Annotated in this window: 21 protein-coding genes; 1 reads left to right on the top strand and 20 read right to left on the bottom strand. The window is 54.0% G+C overall.

All coding sequences use genetic code 11. The features are described 5' to 3' along the window. From E0765_RS11650 to E0765_RS11630, 5 genes are read right to left on the bottom strand one after another with little or no spacing between them, the layout of a single operon-like run. Positions 1-288: a DUF3240 family protein gene (locus E0765_RS11650; RefSeq protein ID WP_132813400.1), complete on the bottom strand. Its 288-nt coding sequence runs from the start codon at positions 286-288 to the stop codon at positions 1-3. Next, positions 285-3,344 (bottom strand): efflux RND transporter permease subunit, encoded by a 3,060-nt coding sequence (locus tag E0765_RS11645; RefSeq protein WP_132813399.1) that lies wholly within the window; start codon positions 3,342-3,344, stop codon positions 285-287. Before E0765_RS11645 ends, E0765_RS11650 begins: the two co-directional genes overlap by 4 nt. Beyond that, positions 3,344-4,396 (bottom strand): efflux RND transporter periplasmic adaptor subunit, encoded by a 1,053-nt coding sequence (locus E0765_RS11640; protein ID WP_165921754.1) that lies wholly within the window; start codon positions 4,394-4,396, stop codon positions 3,344-3,346. Before E0765_RS11640 ends, E0765_RS11645 begins: the two co-directional genes overlap by 1 nt. Then, on the bottom strand, positions 4,393-5,586 hold the full coding sequence (locus tag E0765_RS11635) for a TolC family protein (RefSeq protein ID WP_132813397.1): 1,194 nt from the start codon (positions 5,584-5,586) through the stop codon (positions 4,393-4,395). Before E0765_RS11635 ends, E0765_RS11640 begins: the two co-directional genes overlap by 4 nt. Further along, positions 5,583-5,939 carry a PepSY domain-containing protein gene (locus E0765_RS11630; protein ID WP_165921753.1) on the bottom strand — a complete coding sequence of 119 codons (357 nt, stop codon included), beginning with the start codon at positions 5,937-5,939 and terminating at the stop codon, positions 5,583-5,585. The genes E0765_RS11635 and E0765_RS11630 overlap by 4 nt, the downstream gene beginning before the upstream one ends. Positions 5,940-6,081: 142 nt before the next feature. Between E0765_RS11630 and E0765_RS11625 the strand changes: the two genes are divergently transcribed. Further along, entirely contained in the window at positions 6,082-7,986 is a 1,905-nt protein-coding gene (locus E0765_RS11625) for an LTA synthase family protein (protein WP_132813395.1), read from the top strand. Between the two features lie 159 nt (positions 7,987-8,145). Here E0765_RS11625 and rpsI read toward each other — a convergent pair whose 3' ends face one another. The 15 genes from rpsI to E0765_RS11550 form a co-directional block, all read right to left on the bottom strand. Beyond that, the gene (rpsI, locus tag E0765_RS11620) at positions 8,146-8,535 is read right to left on the bottom strand and encodes a 30S ribosomal protein S9 (protein WP_132813394.1); all 390 of its coding nucleotides are present in this window, start codon (positions 8,533-8,535) and stop codon (positions 8,146-8,148) included. A 9-nt stretch (positions 8,536-8,544) separates the two neighbouring features. Then, the gene (gene rplM, locus E0765_RS11615; RefSeq protein WP_132813393.1) at positions 8,545-8,967 is read right to left on the bottom strand and encodes a 50S ribosomal protein L13; all 423 of its coding nucleotides are present in this window, start codon (positions 8,965-8,967) and stop codon (positions 8,545-8,547) included. Positions 8,968-9,048: 81 nt separating this feature from the next. Beyond that, positions 9,049-11,751 carry a RecB-like helicase gene (locus E0765_RS11610; protein WP_165921752.1) on the bottom strand — a complete coding sequence of 901 codons (2,703 nt, stop codon included), beginning with the start codon at positions 11,749-11,751 and terminating at the stop codon, positions 9,049-9,051. After that, the gene (locus E0765_RS11605) at positions 11,741-14,092 is read right to left on the bottom strand and encodes a PD-(D/E)XK nuclease family protein (protein ID WP_132813391.1); all 2,352 of its coding nucleotides are present in this window, start codon (positions 14,090-14,092) and stop codon (positions 11,741-11,743) included. Before E0765_RS11605 ends, E0765_RS11610 begins: the two co-directional genes overlap by 11 nt. A gap of 2 nt (positions 14,093-14,094) precedes the next feature. Then, positions 14,095-14,601, bottom strand: coding sequence for a FixH family protein (locus tag E0765_RS11600; RefSeq protein ID WP_132813390.1), 507 nt, complete (start codon positions 14,599-14,601; stop codon positions 14,095-14,097). Further along, a complete protein-coding gene (locus E0765_RS11595; protein ID WP_132813389.1) occupies positions 14,594-15,295 on the bottom strand; it encodes a 3-dehydroquinate dehydratase in 702 nt (233 codons plus the stop codon). Before E0765_RS11595 ends, E0765_RS11600 begins: the two co-directional genes overlap by 8 nt. A 122-nt stretch (positions 15,296-15,417) precedes the next feature. Continuing rightward, on the bottom strand, positions 15,418-15,624 hold the full coding sequence (locus E0765_RS11590) for a DUF4006 family protein (protein ID WP_132813388.1): 207 nt from the start codon (positions 15,622-15,624) through the stop codon (positions 15,418-15,420). A gap of 10 nt (positions 15,625-15,634) precedes the next feature. Then, on the bottom strand, positions 15,635-16,564 hold the full coding sequence (locus tag E0765_RS11585) for a c-type cytochrome (RefSeq protein ID WP_132813387.1): 930 nt from the start codon (positions 16,562-16,564) through the stop codon (positions 15,635-15,637). A 9-nt stretch (positions 16,565-16,573) separates the two neighbouring features. Continuing rightward, complete coding sequence (locus E0765_RS11580) at positions 16,574-16,777, bottom strand: cytochrome c oxidase, cbb3-type, CcoQ subunit (protein WP_132813386.1); 204 nt, start codon at positions 16,775-16,777, stop codon at positions 16,574-16,576. A 10-nt stretch (positions 16,778-16,787) separates the two neighbouring features. Then, entirely contained in the window at positions 16,788-17,480 is a 693-nt protein-coding gene (gene ccoO, locus E0765_RS11575) for a cytochrome-c oxidase, cbb3-type subunit II (RefSeq protein WP_132813385.1), read from the bottom strand. Between the two features lie 15 nt (positions 17,481-17,495). Beyond that, positions 17,496-18,974 carry a cytochrome-c oxidase, cbb3-type subunit I gene (gene ccoN, locus E0765_RS11570; protein ID WP_132813384.1) on the bottom strand — a complete coding sequence of 493 codons (1,479 nt, stop codon included), beginning with the start codon at positions 18,972-18,974 and terminating at the stop codon, positions 17,496-17,498. Positions 18,975-19,266: 292 nt separating this feature from the next. Next, positions 19,267-20,394 (bottom strand): glutamine-hydrolyzing carbamoyl-phosphate synthase small subunit, encoded by a 1,128-nt coding sequence (gene carA, locus E0765_RS11565; protein WP_132813536.1) that lies wholly within the window; start codon positions 20,392-20,394, stop codon positions 19,267-19,269. Further along, complete coding sequence (locus E0765_RS11560) at positions 20,394-20,945, bottom strand: DUF507 family protein (protein WP_132813383.1); 552 nt, start codon at positions 20,943-20,945, stop codon at positions 20,394-20,396. The genes carA and E0765_RS11560 overlap by 1 nt, the downstream gene beginning before the upstream one ends. A 71-nt stretch (positions 20,946-21,016) precedes the next feature. Beyond that, on the bottom strand, positions 21,017-21,541 hold the full coding sequence (locus E0765_RS11555) for a MotE family protein (protein ID WP_132813382.1): 525 nt from the start codon (positions 21,539-21,541) through the stop codon (positions 21,017-21,019). Then, a complete protein-coding gene (locus E0765_RS11550; protein ID WP_132813381.1) occupies positions 21,538-21,960 on the bottom strand; it encodes a flagellar FliJ family protein in 423 nt (140 codons plus the stop codon). Before E0765_RS11550 ends, E0765_RS11555 begins: the two co-directional genes overlap by 4 nt. Positions 21,961-21,966: the final 6 nt, after the last annotated feature.

Here is a 21,966-nt window from a genome sequence, read left to right as displayed (position 1 = left end):
TTACAGTTCCTCACACTCGCGAACGAAGATTTTGATGCTCTTGTTTTTCAGCGAGCTTTTGATGTCATCCGCGAGCGTCTGCGCCGCGTCCGCATGGAGAAAAAGACGAAACAGCCCGTATTCGCGACGTGCGCTCACCTGTTCTTGGGCATTGATCAGCAATGCCCCGGCCGAATAGCGGCTGCAGGGGAAAAAATAAAAATCATCATACCCTTTGGAGAGTAAAAAATCAACCAGCACGTCTTTGGATTCCAGTTCGAAATAGATGTCCAGCCCTTTGAGGTTCATCGGTGCGTCCTTTCATAGAGGAGTCTGAATGCCGGCGGCAGGATCAGTAGCGTCAGGACGGTCGATGTGACCAATCCTCCCAAAACGACGATAGCCAGCGGTTTTTGTACCTCACTGCCCACCCCTGTGGCGAACAGCAGCGGCAACAGCCCCAGCGCCGCGATAAATGCGGTCATCAATACGGGGCGCAGACGCCGCATCGCACCGATACGTACCGCATCCTCGATACCGCATCCCCCTTTGAGCAGGGCGTTGAAATAACTCACCATGACAACCCCGTTGAGGACGGCGATCCCGAACAAGGCGATGAATCCGACCGAGGCGGGAACGGAGAGGTATTCGCCCGAAACGAACAGCGAAATCACCCCTCCGGTAACCGCGAACGGGATGTTCAGCAAAATCAGCAGGGTAACCGGCACCGAGCGGAACGTGAAAAAGAGGATCAGGAAAATGACCGCGATCGACAGCGGGATGACCATCATCAGTTTGGCCGCCGCCCGCTGCTGATTCTCGAACTGGCCGCCGTAAACGATCCGGTATCCTTCGGGGAGACGGACGTTTTGGGAAATTTTCTCTTTCGCTTCCTCCACAAAACCGACCAAATCGCGCCCCTCGACGTTGGAACGGACGGTACTGAAACGTTCGCCGTTTTCGCGGTCGACTTTGAGCGCCCCTTCACTCGTCTGGATATCGGCAATACTCGCAATCGGAACCGCAAACCCTTCCGCCATGGGAAGTTCCAGGGCCTTGAAGCGTTCCATGTCCGAAGCGATTTCGGGATTCATCCGCATGATGACCGGAATCCTGGCATTTCCGATCGGCAATTCATCGACACTGACCCCCTCCAGCGCGACTTTCAAAAACAGTCCAAGCTCGGCAGAATCGACTCCCGTTTTGGCCGATTCGATCCGGTTTGGTTTGAGCGTGAGGTAGTTGACCCCCTCGTTCAGCGTCGTAAACACCTCCGTTGCCCCGTTCATCCCCGAAAGGGTATCGGCGATCTCCTCGCTGAGGCGGTTAAGCTCTTGGATGTCGTTGCCGTAAATCTTGACCGCGAGGTCTCCTCGGGTCCCCGTGAGCATCTCCGAAACACGCATTTCGATCGGCTGGGTAAACCCGAAGCTGATCCCCGGAAAATCGACCAGAGCGGCCTGAATCTTCTCTTTGATCTCCTCTTTCGATTCGGCTTCCCACTCGTCCTGGGGCTTGAGGGTGATAAACGTGTCGGTCTGGTTCAACCCCATCGGGTCAAGCCCAAGCTCGTCCGAACCGGTCCGCGCGACGATACTTTTGACTTCGGGAACGTGCCGGAGAATCGCTTTTTGGATCTGGAGGTTGAGCTCCTTGGATTTTTCGAGCGAAATAGAAGGGGGTGTTTCGACCCCCAGGATAATGTCCCCCTCGTCCAGGGTGGGCATGAAGCTTTTCCCGACGAACAAAAACAAGCTGAAGCTTACCACCAAAAAGGCTACCGCTCCGGTAAAAAGCGTCCGGCTGCGATTCAGGGAAAAATCGAGCAGCGGAGCGTAGAGACGGTTGAAAAAACGGCCCAAACGGGTCTCTTCATGGGGGGTGCTTTTCAGGACGAGCGAACACACCACCGGAATCAGCGTGAGGGAGAGGAGCAGCGATCCGAAGAGTGCGAAAACGATCGTCATCGCAACCGGGGCGAACAGTTTCCCCTCCAGTCCTTCGAGCGTCAGAAGCGGCAGAAAAACGACCGCGATGATCAAAATACCGCTGAAAACGGCGGCGGAAACCTCTTTGGTCGCACGGTAAACCTGGTGCAGTTTCGGCAGCGACGATTCCCCTTCCCCCAGTTTGGCGAAAGCGTTTTCGACCACGACGACCGCCGAATCAACGAGCATCCCGATGGCGATGGCCAACCCGCCCAGGCTCATCAGATTGGCGCTGAGACCGAAATATTTCATCATTACAAAAGCGATCGCGAGGGAAAAGGGCAATATGACGCTCACTGCGATCGCCGCCCGCATATCACCCAAAAAGAGCATCAGCAACACTATGACCAGAACGATCGCTTCGACCAGTGCCTTCGAGACGGTCGAAACCGCTTTTTCGATCAGCTCGCTGCGGTCATAAAACGGTACGATTTCGATCCCCTCCGGGAGCTGGGGCTTGAGCGCTTCGAGGCGCTGTTTGATCTGCGTGACCGTCTCCTGGGCGTTCGCCCCCTTGAGCGTCAACACCAACCCCTCGGTCGCTTCGCCGATTCCGTCTTTGGTAACGTAACCAAGCCGGGTCCGGGCCCCCTCCTCGACCGCACAAAAATCGCCGATCCGGATCGGCCCGTTGTGCGAATGGATCGTGATATTGGCGATTTCGGCAGGTTCCCGGACCCCGCTTTGCACTTTGACGAGATAACTCTCCTCATAAGCGTCCACGCGCCCCGCCCCGTCGTTTTTGAGGTTGTTCGAGAGGGTCTCTTCGAGGGCGCTGAGGGTGATCCCAAGGTTGCGCATCGCCTGAAAATCGGGTTGAACGACGATTGCCCGGGCTTCGCCGCCCAGGGAGTTCACGTCGGCCACCCCTTTGGCCCCGCGCAGTGCGGGACGGATGACGAAATCGAGCAACTCCCGTTTCTGCGACTGGGTGATGTTCCCCTCCACGGTGAACATGAACGCTTCCCCCAGCGGCGTCGTGATGGGGGCCATCCCGCCGCTTACCCCTTTGGGAAGATCGGGGAGCAGGGCAGAGAGTTTCTCGGCCACCTGCGCACGGGCGCGGTAAATGTCGGTACCGTCGTTAAAATCGATCGTGATGTCGGCGATCGCATACTTGGAAGTGCTCTTGAGGAGTTTTTGGTTTTCCAGCCCGAGCAATTCCGCTTCGAGAGGTTTAACTACCCGGTTTTCAACCTCTTCGGGGGTCATTCCGGGCGCTTTCATGATAATTTTGACCTGGGTCGATGAGATGTCCGGGAACGCGTCAATGGGGATTTTGAGAAACGAATAGACCCCGTACCCGAACAGGGCCAGGGAGAGGAGGATGACGATCAGCCGCTGTTTAAGCGAAAATTCGATGAGGGCGTTCAGCATTACTCAAATCCCATTCCGCCGAGCGCGCCTTTGAGCGAAATGGTTCCGCTGCTGACCACCTGCGTTGCGGGGGTGAACCCCTCGCCGCTTACCGCGACGTGATCTTTGAAGTATTTGCGCACTTCGACCGTTTTGGGGGCAAATCCCCCTTGAACCCGGACAAAACAGATGTCGCGGTTTTTGTATTTGGTCAGCGACGAGCGAGGCAGAAGCACCCAGCGGCTTTTTTCAACCGCCGCAATATACATCTCCGCCGACGTACCCGCACGGAAAGAGGGATCGGGGTTCGTGATCCGCGCGACGGCCGCACCCGAATTGTTCATACGGTTGACCGAAACCGAAACCGAGGTAATCGTCCCGATCCGTTTTCCGTTTTTGTCGTTCACCGCTGCCCCTTTTCGGATAAAAGCGAGCTGCTTTGGGGGAACCATGATGAGCGCGTTGAGTACCGACGGATCCGAGAGTTTCAGATACGGAACGAACGCGGCAATTTTTTCTCCCCCCATGACGGGCCCTTCGGAGATAACGCCCGTTCTCTTCGCCCGAATGGCAAACGTCATCCCCTCACTTGGGCGACTGTCGGCTCCCGCATACCGGAAACGGCCGGATACTTCGGCCTCTTTGGCTTTAAGGCTCGATACCTCCAGGGCGCTTCTTTGGGCTTCACGCAACGATAAGACCCCCTCCCGGAACAGCGCTTCGTCTTTTTTGGCGTATTCGCGGGCGATTTTCAGACGCTGCCGCACGTCGGTGAGTTCGTAACTGGCCGCGAGAAGTTCGGATGAAGCGATTGTGCACACAATCTCTCCCGCTTTGACCGCGTCCCCGGGTTTTTTGACGACCCCGGCCACCGTCGCTTCGCTGCTGAGGGTATAGACCGACGAGCGTTCGTCGGCATAATCGAACGTCCCGATGAAAGGGCCCATCGTGTCGCTCTGAACCGACTGCACCTTTTGAGCCCTGATCCCCAGTTTTTTGATCTGAGCGTCACTCATTTTGATCGTCCCGAAAGCCGCAACGCTGCACAAAAGCGCCATCACTAAAATTTTCATTCCCATATTCTCCCGACTTTTTCTTCCGTTTTGGCGATCTCGTCCAGATAATCGCGTTTGAGCCGAAGCGTTTCGGCCTGAGCAGCGTAAAAACGGTTTTTCGTCTCCAGGTATTCGAATTGTCCGACCACGCCCCCTTCGAACCCTCTAGCCGCCATTACATAAAGGGCTTCATGCCGTTTTTGCATCGCCAAAGCCTCCCCGATCAGGCGTTGTAACTCTCCGAGCTTTCGGAACGACTGTTCCGCCGCAATGGAAAGTTTTCGGGCGGTCAGTTCCTTTTGAGCCGCCGCCGCGCTGCGCATCGCCATCAGTGCCGCAATACGGCGCTCGTTTTTCGCTCCGAACGACAAAGGGATGCTCACGCGCATATCGACGCTGTGCTGCGTCGGTTCGCGGGTCATTCCCACACCGAAGCCGACCGTTTCGACCGTCGAACGGCGAAGCGTTTCGATCTGCGAGGAGAGTTCTTTTTCGGCAAGTGAAAACTGCTCCAGCACCGCCGAGCGTTTGATCGTTTCTTCCCAAGTCCCGGCATCGACGAACCGAAACGACAGATCGTCAACACGGATTTCGGTATCAATATGGGTCATTTCGCGGAGCGTATCCTGGTGCGTGCGGTAGGCGATCAGCGCTTCGGATGCCTCTTTGCGGGCGACGCCGAGCTCGGTCTCAAACCGGACAAGCTCCATCTGCGATATTCTCCCCGCTTCGTGTTTTTTCCGCGCGATCGCATACCCTTGTTCGGCCGATTCCTGTTTTCGGCGGTAGATTTCCGCCTCTTCCCGGGCCAGTTCCGCCAAAAGGTACTCGTGCTTGAGACGGCTTTGTATCAGGGTCTTGCGAAGCTCAGAATCCCCTTGCACTCTGCGGATGGCGGCATCGAACTCGGCATTTTTGGCCTCTTTGACCCACGGATTTTTTGCGGTCATGCCCACCATCATCGAATACTCGTTCCCATTCCCGCTGGGATCGTCGGCACGGATGCGGCGTGTGGCCCCTTCCAGATAAAGCGGTTCGAATGCACCGTACGCGCTTTTTTCATGCTGAAGCGCTTCTTGTTGCCCCTGCGCCGCGCTTTGTTCAAGAGAGCGTTCGTAAGCGATACGACTGAGTTCGTTAAACGTCATCGCACCCAGCGTCGCGGGAATCGCCAATAAAGCGGCGGTCCAAAAACTCCGAAGTATCATGAGCGCTCTTCACGGTGGACGACCGTGCCGGTCGCCGGATCAACGAACACTTTGACCGCTTTCTCGTTAGTGTCGTATCCCCATCCGACGTACAGCAGATTCGAGGCAACGTCGCGCAGAGCGATCTGCTCGATCCGAAAACCTTGTGCCGAGAGTTTGGTTTTCACCTCTTCGCAGCTCAGGGGCGCAAGCCGTTGAAGCTGCTGGCGCACTTTCATCTTCTGGACCGGATGGGCGGCATGATTGCCGAAAACGGCGAGTTCATGCAGAGGAGCCGGAACTTTGACCGACGAATCGATTCGGGCGAAAACCGCCGAAGAGAGCAACGCTGCAAGCAAAAGGGCGTAACGCATGGGAACCTCCTGATCTTTATCCGTAATCATAGGCTTTTACTATGAGAAAATCATTAGAAACGGTGTATGGAACCCTTTGAAACTATTACCTGTTTTTATGATATAACTCTGTATCTTAATACCGAAATCAGGATATCGTAACGTGCGGATCGTCAAAGAACTCTTCAAACTCTACCTCCTCTTCATCGCCCTCTTTTTTCTGGGGCGGCTTGGGCTTTATCTCCTTTATTTCGACCGTCTGGGCGACATCACGCTCGCCGAATCACTCCTCAGCTTCCTCTACGGTCTCAAACTCGATACGATGGCCGTCTCGATCATCCTCGTCATCCCCGCCCTGATCCTCACCGCGATGCCCCGCCGCGGAGCGGCATGGGGCAAACGCCTCATCGACGGGTGGGTTCTTGTTTTCCTCCTGCTGGCGCTGTTCGTCGAAAACGCCACGTTCCCCTTCGTCGCGCAGTACGACGTCCGCCCCAACTACCTGTTCGTCGAATATCTCAAATACCCGCAGGAAGTAAGCTCGATGATCCTCAAAGAGTACCCGCTGCAACTCGCCCTCGCCGGGGTGATGATGGGATTCGCCGCATGGGCTTACGTGCGCTTCTTCCCCCGACGTTTCGTCGAAGCGATGCAGCCGCCGCAGTGGCAGAGGCTGCTGCTGCTCTTTCCGATCCTGCTGGTGCTGTTCATCGGCATCCGTTCCTCCTTCGGCCACCGCCCCGCGAATATCTCCGATGCCCTCTTCAGTACCAACCGCCTTGCCAACGAAATCGCGAAAAACTCCCTCTACAGCGTCGGTTATGCCTACAAAAGCTATGCCAAGGAAGAGGATATTCTCAAGCGCTACGGCAAAATGGACCTGAACGATGCCTATGCCCGCGTCTCATCGCGTCTCAACATCCCGCTGGGCTCGCCTCTACCGTTCACGCGCAGCGAACCGACCCGCTTTCCTTCCGCCGAACCGAAAAATCTCGTGATCTTCATCCAGGAATCGATGGGGGCGCAGTTCGTCGGGTTTTGCGGCGGGGACGCCGCCGTGACGCCCAACATGGAAAAACTCTCCCGTGAAGGGCTTGCCTTTACCAACCTCTACAGCAACGGAACCCGAAGTATCCGGGGACTGGCCGGGGTAACGTCGGGATGGCTCCCCGTGGCGGGAGACGAAGTGGTCAAACGCAACAAATCCCAAAGCGACTTTTTCACCGTCGCCTCCCTTCTCAAACCGCTGGGATACAAATCGAGCTTCATCTACGGGGGCGAGGGGCGCTTTGACAACATGCGCGGCTGGTATCTCGGAAACGGGTTTGACGAAGTGATCGAGCAAAAAGACTATAAAAATCCCACCTTCGTCAGCACCTGGGGAGTCAGCGACGAAGACCTCGTCATGAAAGCGCACGAAAAATTCAAAGCACACGCCGCCAAAGGCGAGAAATTCGTCAGCGTCCTCTTTTCGAGTTCGAACCACTCCCCCTTCGAACTCCCCGAAGGAAAAATCGAATTTCTACCGGGCAAACCAAAATACGGAGTCGAAAACGCGGTCAAATACGCCGACTTCGCCGTAGGAAGGCTTTTTGAACTCGCCAAAAAAGAGAGCTATTACAAGAATACGGTATTCGTCGTCGTCGCCGACCACAACGTCCGGGTCTACGGGGACGACGTCGTTCCGGTCAACATGTTCCATATCCCGGCCCTGATCGTCGCCCCTGGGCTGAAACCGCAGACCTTCGACAAACTCTCCTCCCAGCCCGACGTCCTCGCCACGGCGCTTGATCTGATCGGAACCGACCTGACCCATCCGGTGTTGGGGCACTCGGTCTTCAGCGATGCGAAACAGGAAATTTCGCTGATGATGTTCAACGATACCTTTGCCCTGCGTTCGCAGGATCGCGTCGCCGTACTGCAGCCGGGCAAAGCGGCCGAAACCTACCGCTACGCCCAGGGCCGTCTGCACCCCTCCGCTCACGACGCCGAACTCGAAAAAGACCTTCTGGCGTTTATCACCGTCTTGGACGACATGTACAACCGAAAACTTTTCCGCGCCCGCTGAGCGCGCGGTATTCTCAATCCGGGTATCAAAAGAACCGATCGGCAGGCGTAACAGCTGTGTTGTGTTTGAAAAAGATTATACTGATAAAGAAATAGGGATAAAAAAGAGAATCATAGGAGAAAGAAAGAGGGATTCTCTCCGAAGAGAGAAAGGAAACGATTAACGTTTCGAGAACTGAGGAGAACGGCGCGCTTTGCGTTTACCCGGTTTCTTACGCTCAACGACACGAGAGTCGCGGGTAAGCATACCGAAAGGTTTGAGAATCGCACGGAACGAAGGATCGAACGTACAAAGAGCACGTGAAATCCCGTGACGAAGCGCATCGGCCTGTCCTGAGAAACCGCCGCCGAGGGTAGTTGCCGTGATGTCGACCGATGTGTCCTGTTTTGTCAGTGAAAGAGGCTGCGTTACACGCAGTTTTTTCGCTTCCAGACCACCGAGCCAAGCGTCGAGTGAAAGACCGTTTACAGTGATTTTACCTGTACCCGGAGCAAGCCATACTTTTGCGATCGAAGTTTTTCTTCTGCCGGTTGCATACGTTTTTGCCATCGTTTATCCTTACTTAGCGATCTGCGCAGAGTGTGGGTGTTCTCCACCTGCATAGACTTTGAGTTTTTTGAGCATTGCGCGGCCCAGTTTCGTTTTTGGAAGCATGCCGCGAGCCGCGAGTTTGAATACTTTCTCGGGGTTTGTCGCGATCAGTTCGACGAACTTTTCGCTTTTTACGTTACCGAAGTAACCGGTGTGGCGGTGGTATGTTTTGGTCGCGTTTTTGCCGTTACCGTTGATTACCGCTTTAGACGCGTTGATGACGACGACGAAGTCGCCGCAGTCAACGTTTGGGGTGAAATAAGGTTTGTCTTTTCCGCGAAGACGGGTAGCGATTTCTGTCATCAGACGACCGAACGTTTTCCCTTCCGCATCGATCAAAACCCATTTACGCTCGATTTGCTCTGGTGTGGCAATTTTTGTAAATTTCATCACGAGCCTCCTTTTAAAGTCTCTATAAATAGTGGCGCAATTGTACCTGCTTAGTCTTATAAACAGCTTAAATTAAGTTTTTTATAAGCACTTTTCCCATTCGATCCCTTCGGCAAGGAGATAACACAGATAGCCGCGGACCTTTTCGTTCGTCGCCGCAGCGACCGCTTCGGCGTACCGGAGAACCTGGGCGCGGTATTTCCCCTCCTCCTCGCGCCCCGATTTGTAGTCAACGATGATCCATCCCTCATCGTTACGGATCAGCAGATCGATCACGTGAATCGCGCCGCGATGGCGTAACGTCTGTTCCTTACGCACTTGTCCTTGCGTGATTCGAAGAAAAAACGGATCGTCCAGCAGCCTTCGGGCCCTTTGAGCGATCTCCTCGATCGCTCCGGGACGCAGCATCGCGCCGTAACGGTTCCGGGCCGATTCCAGCGCGTCGGCAAGGGCATCGGCCGAAAAACTCCCCAGCATCTCTAGGGTATAATGCAGCGCCGTTCCAAACTGCGCGGCATCGTAATCATAGGCCTCTTCGCGGGGGAGAGAGGCAGCCTCTTCCTGCGTGCCGAACCGCGTTCCCCGATACGAAAGGTTCCCCGGCGACTGCGGCGTCTTGGCGGCGGTTTCGCGCCGCCGCAGTTCCCCCCATTGCGCCGGAACCACTCCGAGGGGTTCGAACCACGACCCTTTTTCCTTGGCGATGACATGGAGCGATTCGACGGCACGGGTGAGTGCCACGTAAAGAGCGTTGAGACGGTCCTCTTCGGCCGCTTTTTTCTCTTTTTCGAGTGCGAGCGCGTAACGTGGGTCGAGCTTTTCGCGCTCTTTGATCCGGTAATGCAGCCCGACCAGCGTCGCACCGTCGTATTCGTAAACGATGGAATCGTTTTTCGCGCGTGGACGCCCCAGCTGATCTAGGACGATCACGTGCTCGAATTCCAGCCCCTTGGATTTGTGGACGGTCATGATCCGTATCCCCCGCAGATCGCTTTGCGGCGAAGCGGTTTCGAGCCGATCGACTTCGAACACCGCTTCTTCAAAATCGCGATACCCCCGCAACGCCTCGATGAACATCAATGCGCTTTTGTCGGCAATTTCGTAACGGCGCACAAACGCGATCGCCGCTTCCACCGGATCGACGGGAAGAATACGCTGCAGTTCCTCAGGATCCGCCCCCAGAAGCGCGGCCGCGTTAAAGCGGTAAATCGGTGCATCGAAATAGCAGTAGCGCAGATACTCGATAATCGCGCGCACGCTTCGCTGCGAAATCAGCTTTGCCGTCGTTTCGGTGACCACCTCGTAGCCCCGCTGCGACAGATACTCTTCCACCGCCCCCCCGTCGTTATTGGTAACGGTTAGGACGGCGATCTCTTCGGGTGCGGATCCGTTATCGATCAGCCGCTCCACACAGCCGCGAAGCGATTCGAGCGGATCGGCGCTCACGAGCGTCTCCACGTATCCGCCCGAGAGCTTTTCAGGGCTTTGCTGAGGGGTGTATCCCGCTATTTTCTCCGCAAACGTCCGGTTCACGAATTCGACGATCGTGCTCCGCGAGCGGTAATTGACCCGCAACGGCTCGATCCGGACGTCAAAGAGCTCCGCGACCCGGTGAAACAATGCGCTCACACCGCCGCGAAAACGGTAAATCGACTGTTTGACGTCGCCGACGAAGAAGAAACTCCCCCCTTCCTTCACCCCGGCCCCGGCACGCAGCTCCTCGATCAGCGGGCGGAGAATATCGAACTGGATCACGCTGGTATCTTGAAATTCGTCGAGCAGCAGGTGCTTGAGGTGCGCATCCAGGCGGAAATAGAGAAATTCGCTCTCCAGCTTTTCACGTAGAAGGGTATGGACATTAAGCGTGATGTCGTCGAACGAAAGCTCGTTGCTTTGCAGCGCAATCGCACGGCGGCTTTTGATATAGAGCTTCAAAAGGGTGAAAAGCTCTTTGAAATAGAGCGCTTCGCGCCGTCGGAAATGCTCTTGAAGAGCCGACTGGAGCTTGCGGAGGAGATCGTCCATCGCCGGTTCGTAATGTTTTTTGAAATCCCAGTATTCGAGAGTTTCTTTGAAGACCCACGTCTTCTCCAGTAACGACGCCAGGTCGCTAAACTCCATCGTGGCACGGGAACGATCGCTCAGGGGTTTGGCGATCAGCATCGAACGCAGGGCGAAGGCGTACTCCATGATCTGCGCGCTCCTCTCTTCCCCCGCTTCGACGCCGGCGTAGGCATTCAGGTCGAACTCCTTGTGCTTTGCGTAAAGCTGCGAGAGAAGCGCAAAAAGTGCACCCAGCCGTTTTTCGCTCAAAATCGACAGATGCACCAGCGCCGGGGTGGAACGGGCCACTTCCACTTCGTTCAAAAAACGTTCCAAAAGCCGTACTTCATGATGGTTCTGGGTTGTCTTGAACGTCGGCATGATTCCGGCATTGAGGGCGAATTTGCGCAAAATCCGCCCGAAAAACTTGTCAATGGTCGAAATCTGTACGTCGGCGTGCAAAAAACGGCGCAGCACGTCAGGCCGCCGAGCGAGGATCTCGTCGGCCGAGATGCCGCACACGTCGGCGATCGCCTGTAATTCCCCCCTCTCGTGCAGATGCTCAAGGGTCTGCACCATCCGCTCGAGCATCTCGTTGGCCGCCTTGTTCGTAAAGGTCAGGGCGACGATCGTTCTTGGGTCTTCTCCCAAAAACAGCAGACTCAGGTAACGTACGACCAGGTTGAAGGTCTTGCCGCTCCCCGCGCTCGCTTCGTACGCCAAAAAGGGTTCAAACGCCACGCATCGCCTCCCGGTTGCACAGATAGACGTAGGCGCAGTTGCGGCAGCGGCTCAGATCCTCGCACATCTCCCAGTCCCACGTTTTCCCCTCCGCCAGGGTTTTCATGATCTCCCGCAGCCGGGCGTTTTTGGCCTCCAGAAAACGCTCCCGGAACAGCTCGCCGCGCCCAAGGTCATAATAGCCGCATCCCTGCACTTCCCCGAGCGTGGCGGCCAAAAAGGCGTAGACGCTGAGCTGGTAATCGGTATCCTCCTCTCTGGGCTCGCGGTCGACATCGGGATAGCTGCCGCTTTTGTAATCGATCACTTCGAAAGCCCCTTCACGCATGTCGATCCGATCGACCCTTCCGACAAGGGTGATCCCCTCGATCGTCGTCGAAAGCTCTTTTTCGCGGTACGCAACCCGCCACCCCTCTTCGAAACGGCGGATTTCGGAACGGTAAAACGTCTCGAGCTTTTCAAGCCACAGCCGCTTCATATGGCGCTGCAACGCATCGTCGCCGACATGCTCCCCCCATAACGCTTCGAGGGCTTTCTTGATCTCCGCGGGGGTTCGGTAGGCGTCACGCCCGCGATAGAGCGCTTCGAGCGACGCGTGCAGGACGTTGCCGATATCGCGTTCTTCCGAAAGATCGCGCGGCAGTTCGTGGGGAACGAGGTGAAGGACATAACGGTAATAAAACTGCCTTCGGCAGGTGAGGAAACTCTTGAGCGAACTGGCCGAAAGGGGGTGGGCGGTAAAATCGTATTCCCCCGCATACGAGGATCGGAGGCGCTCTTTAGGTGAAAACGGCGGAAAAAGCGCCTCTTCGTACCGATACTGCGCGCTTCGCAACGGTATCTTCATCTGCAGCAAAAATCGCGAAGGGACCGAATCGGCATTCTGGACGCATGCGATCGCAACCCGCTTTGCCCGGTTAAAAAGCATCGCGTAATAATGCTTCTGAAGCGATTCCCGATCACCCGAGGTCGGCAGCCCGGCAAATTTGCGGGTCTGGGTGTTCAAAAAGAGATCTTTGTCGCTCTTGTGGGGGACATACCCCTCGTTGAAATCGACGACGACAACCCCCTCAAAGGTACTTCCGCGTGTCTCCAGCAGCCCCATGACCGTCACCTTTCCCCCACGTACGTCATCAAACGTGCGGTTACGCAGCCGGTTCATGAAAATGCGCAGCACACTTTTAAAATCGAGGTTCTCCAGCACCGGCGCCAAATGGGAAAAGCGGCGCAGTTCCTCCTGAATGATCTCCCGGGCCGCATCATCGTTTTTGTCTTCCGACACCATCTCCCACAGCACCTCGAGCTCTTCCATCGCAAAAGGTTTCGGGCAGCGCGTTTTGAGCCATTCGATCCGATCGGCACCGACATGGCGCATCCGTGCCCGGTTCAAGACGTTTGGCTCATCAAGATAAAGCATAATGCTCTCAACGTCGCGGTACGCTTCGGCAGTCTCGAAACTTCTTCCCATCGCGAAGTTGAAATTCCCTTCATCGTTGAACGCGCCGAGCATCGGCGCAAACGACTCATCAGGCAGCACGACGGCGATATTCTCGGGTGCGATCCCCTCAAGGACGAACGATTCCACCGTTGCCTTGATGTATCCCGCCTGCGCGAGGCGGCTTTGGAAAGTATCGCATACGAGCGCACGGTTTTGGCGCAGTTCTGATTCCTCGAGAACGCGGTTTTGGCTGAGCGAGAGACGGTAATGTTTCCCCTCGGAGATATCGAATCCCATTTCGGCAAGACGCGAGCTCATTTTACGATTATAAGGGGTCGCGTTGTAGACGATCTGAAGCTCGACCGTACGGGCACATTCTCTGAGGATATCGATCTCCCGCCGGCTCAGGTAACCTTCCACCTCGATGCGCACCGAATCGAAATGGCTCAGAAATGCCGTGTCGACATCCATCGTCTCAACGGCGAATATGGGGTCCGCCCAGCCCTTTCGCTCGCAGATTTCACGGTAACGCTCACGCAGACGGATCAATATGGCGATGTGTTCTTCGTATTCACCGTAAACGTCGACGTCGCGGAGAGTATCGACGCTGACCTGCTCGGAGGCGAGCTCTTCGAAAAAGCGGAAAATATACTGTGCGTTCTGGATAAAACTAAAGAAGCTGCGTTCGATCTCTAAGGATGCGAACGCTTTGAAGTCGCTCGCTTCGTGCAGTGCGAGCAGCCGGAGATCTTCATCGGGAACGATCCGCCCCGGAGCAATGCTGCATCGGCCCAGAAACTCCCCCATGCTCATGTGGCGGGGAAGCATCCCCTCGCTCGCCGATTCCAGCGCGTTACGGATGCATCGGGAGGTGGGGTAAACGACGCACTCTCGGGAGAACATCGTTAAAATTCGAACGTGCTGGGGTTTCGGGTATCGGCTTTGAGGTTGTAATAGCGGGTATCGCCGCCGACGCTGACTTTGGCCAGAATGTCCCAGCGGCCCGGTTTGGGCAGATCAACCGCTTTAAACGTGTAGTTCCCGTCTTTTGGTGCTTCAGGAGAGAGGGTGATATCGAACTCTCTCGTATCCGGACGCGTCAAAACCGCTTCGATTGTTGCGTTCTCGACCGGCTTACCCGATTTGTCGCTCACGCGGTAAGCGATCACCGTCCCTTTCTCATCGATTTTCGGCGTCAGGAACGCTATATCGTATTTGCGGTCAAATGCGATTTTCGCTTCGATGATCTTGTTGACGTTCGCGTCGTAATCATGGTATCCCTGAAGACCGTAGTCTGACATCTGAACCGGATTGTTCAAAGCGACTTTGATCGTCACGACACAGGCGGCGACGATGCCGACCATGGAGAGGGCGATAATAATCGGCCATTTACGGCCGGCGTCTTTATTCATCCTTTTTACCTTCTTTACGAAAATATTTTCCCCGAATATAGAGGATAATTGCGTAAAGAATGATACCGTAAAAAATGACGCGTAAAATATCGATGAAATTTTTGCTGCCGCTTCCGGCGGATGAGCTGAGGCTCACCCCCTGATGCGCGGCAATCTGCTCGGCGACGTCGGCATAGCCGTTGTACATGGCAACCGAGTATTTTGAGACGATATCGTCCCCTTTGGCTTTTTCGGCCAGGATCGGGAGGATCGTACCGCCGCGGTTGGCTATCAGCTCTTTGGCTTCGTCGTAGCTGCGGGCGAACATCACCGCGCTCACCACCGCACCGATAAACGTTGCGTTGGGACTGAGGACCTGCTGTTTGTTAAAATGCTCATATAAAGAGACGGGACGCGCCAGGATATCGACTTTTTGTTCCAGCTCGATAAAAGTCATGATGACGGCGGGCTCTTTGATTTCCCGGGCCAGCTGCTTTTCGAAGTCGGCGATGCTCTGGTTGCCGTCGAGGTCACGAACCATGACAAGGTAGAGCGAAACGCCCGTTTTGGCTTTTAGCTCCGTGCCGATCGCGTTGATCTGTTCGCTAAATGCCGGATTTTTGACAACATCATCTTTATATAAGAATTCTGCATGGAGAGAAAGTGCGGAAAAAAGGATGAGGGTGAGGGCCGCCAGCCCTCGCGAGAGTAACAAACGCTACCCTTTACCCGATAAACAGGTGATTGGGCGTAACAACCGCCCACAGCGTTACCGCTGCGGAAATCACCAATGTCCAAGTGATGAGTTTATCCATGATACTTGCCATACTAAACCCCTTACTCTACGTTGACCCGATGCTTAGCGTTATCGGTGCTAATCATCTTGATCTCTTTTTCATTTTCGATTTTGTAGAAGTTGGCGGCATTGTTTTGCTGCGCGCCGAGTCCCAAAACCGTGAGGAAAGCGAGAATGGAAAGCAACAATACTGTTGCGATCAACATCCCGGTGATGCCGTCCAATGCAAAAATGCTACGATTTTCCATAAGACTCTCCTTATTTGCTGAGGCCGGTGACATACGCACCAAGCGCTTTGACTTGAACTTCAGTCAAGTTGTTGAATGCCGGCATTGCACCGATCGCACCTTTTTTACCGTGTTTGAGAACATTGGCCACGAGAGTCGGATTGTAATCGGCCAGGCTTGGTCCGACCATATCGATCCCTTTGCCGTCTGCTCCGTGACATGCGGCACATGTTCCGGCAAATACGTCGGCACCTTCAGTCCCTTTGAGACCGCCGGCAACGTATTTGGCAACCGCATCAATTTCCGCATCGGTAATCAAAGCACCCGTGTTGGCGTTCATCAAACCGTTACGATCCGGCATCGGCATTTCCATTCCCAGGAGCTGGTTGTTCGAACCGTTGTTGATCACGTGTTTGATTGTTTTTTCTTCGAGACGGACATTCAGGTTCGCCGCTTTGCCGTCGATACCGTCTGCCTGAAGACCGTGACACGGAGCACATTGTACGATAAATACCGATCCGCCCATCTCTTTAAGCGTCTCTTCATCCATGTTCGCATGTTCCGCTTCGAATTTTGTGTCGTGTGCCGCTACTTCTTCATTGTATTCACCGATTTGCGAATAGGCGTTAACCGGATAACCCGCGAGGAAGTACCAGATTGCCCAGATGTTGAGACCGAGGAAAATAACCGCCCATCCGAAAGGAAGTTCGTTTTTATATTCTCCGATCCCGTCCCAGTTTTCATCCGCAAGTTTTCCGCTCGCTTTATCTGTTTGCATCTGGCGAACATATTTAGTCACTACGAACGCTGTCACGACGACCAGGACAAGCGCACCCAACACGGCGAGTTTGTTAACCCAGTCACCCTCACCACCCATACCGCCGGCACTACCGACAGCAAGGTAGGTTGCACCCGCCATTGCAATTACGATCACAATAGCGGCAAGTACTGTCTTATTCATTTATGCCTCCTACTTTTTTTCATCGTTTTTCGAGATCTCTTCGACGGGTTTGTCGTCGATCTCGTCATGGAGCGCGATATTTCCGTACTTTTCATAGTCGCGCTTCCCTTTCCACTGCGAACTGTAGAGGTGATAAATGTACGCATACAATACCACTACCAAGAAAGCGGTGAAGAAAAAGTAAGCATAGGCCTGAATCGTACCGATATCCACCCGCTCCCCTTTATTTCAGGCTGTTCAGATACGCGATAAGCGCTACGATTTCAGGGATTTGACCCGCTGCAACCGCATCTTTGACATCCTGGTCTTTCATGTCTGCCGCAATCGCTTTCGCCTCTTCAAGAGCGTCTGCTTTTGCTTCTTCCAACGTAGCCGCAAGCTTGACGTTCGCTTTGCTTCCGTCAGCCATAGGGATCTCTTGGTTGTAAGGAACGGCGAATACTTTGTTAACCGTTACCTGCTCCGCATACGCCGTATCGACGTCTGCCATATTTTTGAACATCCAGCGGTATGCCGGCATGATAGAACCTGGAACGACTCCCGCAGGATCTTTCATGTGGTTTTCGTGCCAGTCCGTCGTACGGTAGTTACCTACGCGCATGAGGTCAGGCCCGGTACGTTTTGAACCCCAAAGGAACGGGCGATCGTACGCATATTCACCGCTCAGGCTGTAGTGACCGTAGCGGTCAGTCTCTGATTTGAACGGACGGATCAGTTGTGAGTGACATGCGTTACAGCTGTTTTTGATGTAAACATGACGTCCCGCAAGTTCGAGCGTGCTGTAAGGTTTGGTCCCGACAACCGGCTGAGAAGCCTGCGCAAAGTTTGGCAAAATTTCGATAAGCCCCGCAAACGCGATGGTGACGAATACCGCTACCGCGAAAAAGAACGGGTGTTTTTCTAACCAGTGAAACATATTTCCCCCTCCTGATTAAGCGCCCATTGGCGACGCGGTTTGAAGTTCAGACTCGTCGACACGGCGAGCGCTGGTCATCGTTTTGTACATGTTGTACGCAAACAGGAACATACCGATCAGGTAGAGTGAACCACCGACCGCACGGATAGTGTAATACGGGTGCAATACGGTTACCGTATCGATGAACGAGTAGGCAAGGTTACCGAACTCGTCGTGAGCACGCCACATCATACCCTGAGTAATACCTGCGATCCACATAGACGTAAAGTACAGAACAACACCGAGCGTCTGGATCCAGAACTGCGTGTTCATCAGTGATTTCGAATAGATCTCGCGTTTGAAAACACGCGGAGCCATATGGAAAAGAGCGGCCATGATCATGAACGCAACCCATCCGAGAACACCGTCGTGTACGTGACCGACGATCCAGTCTGTGAAGTGAGCCAGCGCATTGACCGATTTGATCGCCTGGATCGGACCTTCGAGAGTCGAGAACATGTAGAATGTTGACGCTAGGATCATGAATTTGATCAACGGACTTGCCGCTACCTGCTGCCATTCACCTTTCATCGTCAAGAGCATGTTGATCGCAGAACCCCATGAAGGAAGGATCAGAACTACCGAGAAAACAGAACCCATAGTCTGCATCCAGTCGGGTACAGTAGAGTAGATCAGGTGGTGTCCGCCGGCCCAGAGGTAAACAAACATCAGACCCCAGAACGCAAGCAAAGAGAGTTTATACGAATAAACCGCCTGGCCCGATTCTTTCGGAAGGAAGTAGTAGATCATCGCAACGATGGGAACGGTGAATCCGAATGCAACCGCATTGTGTCCGTACCACCACTGTACCAGCGCATCATTGGTTCCAGAATACATAGAGACCGAGTGGTACCATGCACCGACACCCGAAACGAAATACGTCGGAACCGCCATGTTGTTGAAAAGGTACAGCATAGCGATACCGAGGAACGTAGCAATATAATACCAGATAGAGATGTAGAGCGATTTTTCACGGCGGATACCGATCAAACCGAAAATGCTCATACCCCAGATTACCCATACGACGACGACGGCAAGGTCGATCGGCCATTCAAATTCCGCATACTCTTTCGAGGTAGTGATACCCATCAAGAGTGAACCGACAACCGCTACGACGACCAGCAGATAGAGCCAGAAGTGCAGTTTGCCGAGGAACATGAGGAATTTTGATTCCGCCATCGATACTTTCAATACACGCTGACCTACATAGTACCATGTAGCCCAAATACCGCTCAGGGTAAACCCGAAGATTACCGCATCGGTGTGCAGCGGACGAAGACGGCTGAAGTTGGTGTACTCCGCCAATCCTTCACCCAGCATAAGATTCACTTGAGGAAACGCCAATTGCCACGCCAAAATAACGCCGACAAGCATTCCGACAATTCCGAGTAACACAGTTGTAAGCATAAACATCTTAGCGACCGTGTAATCATACTCCAATGGACGATTATCCATTTACGACCTCCTTAAAGATTCAAAGCATAAGAGCCTGATTAGGGCACCTCTAAAAACCGAAAAACCCGATTTTTAGAGGTGCCCTTAACACTTTTGTAACAAAAGTAGGCTATTAGACACTCTAATAATAGCAATCGCAGTATTTAAGGAATCTTAAATTTTTAAAGGTTTTTCGCCATATGAAAACTTAACGATTAATTTAAGGTTTTATACAGAATAAGGAGAAAAAAAGTAACACAGGGAGATATCCGGGGGAAGAAATCGCTGATGGGGCGTTCGCTGCCGCTCCGAATCAGCGCTGAACGAGCTGGAGGAAGTCGGTAAAAATGGTGCGGGCCTCTTTCGGTCCCGGGCTCGATTCGGGGTGGTGCTGCACCGAGAAGACGGGACCCGTTTTGTAGCGGAGTCCCTCGATCGTGTTGTCAAAAAGATTGATATGGGTCACGTCGGCGATTTCGCGTACCTCTTCGGGAACGTTGTAGTTGTGGTTCTGCGCCGTAATCTCGACCATTCCCGTTTTGACGTTTTTAACGGGGTGGTTCCCGCCGTGGTGGCCGAATTTGAGTTTGTGGGTATCGTACCCGTGGGCGATACTGAGCAGCTGGTGCCCGAGGCAGATGCCGCACAGCGGAACTTTACGCTCGATCAGTTTTTTGATCTCGGCTTGTTCCTTTTTCAGGACCAGCGGGTCTCCGGGGCCGTTGGAGAGAAACACGCCGTCGATCTCTCCGGCTTCATAGCGCTTGATCAAATCGTCTGCATTGAACGTGTTGGGAAGCACTTCCACTTCGAATCCCACTTCGGTGAGTTCGTTGAGGATGTTGCGTTTTACCCCGAAATCGATCGCGGCAAGGCGCGCTTTGGCTTCAGGGGCGTCGTTGTAGCGGAACGTTACGGGATCGTAGACGCCGTCACGGTGTTTGTAGGGGCTCTTCGTGCTCACTTCCTCGATGTAGTTGATCTCTTCGATGCGCGGAGAGCTTTCAAGCATTTTTTTGAGTTCGCCCTTGTCGCTTACCTTTGTAGAAGCGATCATCATCATCGCCCCTTCAGTACGGAGCATTTTCGTGATAAAACGGGTGTCGACTTCGCAGATCCCGATAATGCCGTGTTTTTCGAGAAAAGTGTGCAGAGCCTCTTCGGCGCGGAAATTCGAGTATCGCGCCTGGTATTGACGGACGATGATCCCCTTGCAGTGGGCACGGGTGCTTTCCATATCTTCGGCATTGACCCCGACATTCCCGATTTCAGGCATCGTGAAGGTCACAAACTGCCCCGCGTAGGAAGGGTCGGTGATGATCTCCTGGTATCCGCTCATAGACGTGTTGAAAACGATTTCACCGACGGCGGTGGTGTCGGCACCGAAACTCTTCCCCTGCAGGTAAGTGCCGTTTTCAAGATAAATCCATACGTCGCGCATCATGCGATCCCCCTTCGTACCAGCTCTTCTTTGTAGAGTTTGTCGTAAACGATCTCAAACTCGTCGGTCCCGGGAATGAGATGGCGCTTGTAGCTTTTGATTTTCTGGAATACGGCCGATTCGATCTCGGCCGTATCGGCGATCGATGCGGTGATCGCGTCGTAAATGACGTTTTTGATCCGGTTTTCGCTGACGTCGTAACGGATCAGGTCTTCTTCATAAAGGGCGTCGAGAATCTGGTGGGCAATGTCCGAATAACGGTCTTCGTACGAAAGGATGACGCCGAATTCCGGAGCCAGTTTCTTTTTGATCATGAAAAAAAGCTGGCGTTCGTCGGCAAGGTAGAAATCGATCTGCTCTTCGTTGGCGTTGACGATCTCTTTGACTTTCTCTTCGAGGGCCATCTCTTTTTTGATGTTGGCAGCCAAGACCGATTCCGCTTCTTTTGCGGCACTTTCCAGCCCTTTGGTCATCGTGACCAGCCCGCTGCGGCTTAGATCAACGGCAATACGCGTTGCGATGTGGGGTACGTGTGTCAGTGAAACCTTCATTGCCTGCCCTGAGTGGAATTTTTGCCATTTTATCCCAAAACACCTCTAAAATGGCTTAGGCGGCAGTGGGATTAGGGCTTTGGTTCGGGAATAGCCTTGAGTTTCGCGGTAATTTCGGACCCTTTTTTCGGATCCATTTTCGCCAGAATCTGCCCTACCACTTTCGTATTGAGCGTGCTCATGATCCCGGCGGCTTCGTCGGCACTCATTTGCGATAGAATCTGCGCTGATGCGGCGGGCTTCATTTTGGCAAATGTCTGGGAAACTTTGTCGGCTTTGAGCTGCTTGATCTCGTCGAGCACTTTTTTGTTCTGCTCGAGCATCTTTTTCACCGAGGCTTCCTTGGCCTTGATCTCGGCCAGTTTCTGGTCCACCTTGGTGTCTTTCCCTTTGATCATCGCCTCTTTTTTACGGAGGAGGTCTTCGGTCGCCCGCTTGAGCGCGTCGAGCGACTGGCGCTGCTCGTCGATCCGCTCGAGTTCGACGAGCAGTTCGTTTTTACGGTCTTCAAAGATTTTCGTACACTCGTACGACTTGGTATTCGGGGCGGCGAATACCGCTGATGCGAGTATCGATACGATCCAGAAAGGTTTCATTTGTTATCTCTTTTATAGGTTAGTGTGCCGATTTCGTCAAGCATTTTAGCTTCTTGCGCCTTGATTTTTTTGATCTTGGCGTTTACTTCCTGCACTTCGAGATAGCTGAACTTCTCGAATTCGATCCGTGAGACGTTAAACCGTTCGCGCATCATACGCTGTTTTTCCTCAGCCTCCTGCAGAGCCGTTTTACACCGTTCGATAGTCTCGTGCTGGGTCCGGATCATCAGTTTGGCCTGGGAAAGGTCGCGGACGGAGCCGCTTTGGGGGAGGTGGAGGGTGGCAAGGATTTCATAAGCGCGGTTGAGGCTGTGGCTGGCCCCAGCGACTTCGTTGTTCGCCGCGATCAGGGCGCGTTCGGCCTCTTCGAGATTCTTTTTTTTCAGTTTGACCAGAGGCTCGTAACGCGATTTTCCCATAACGGC

This window comes from Sulfuricurvum sp. IAE1, from assembly GCF_004347735.1.
Taxonomy (GTDB): Bacteria; Campylobacterota; Campylobacteria; order Campylobacterales; family Sulfurimonadaceae; genus Sulfuricurvum.
Note: the sequence above shows the minus strand (reverse complement) of the source record. Positions and strands in the feature narration are given on the sequence as shown.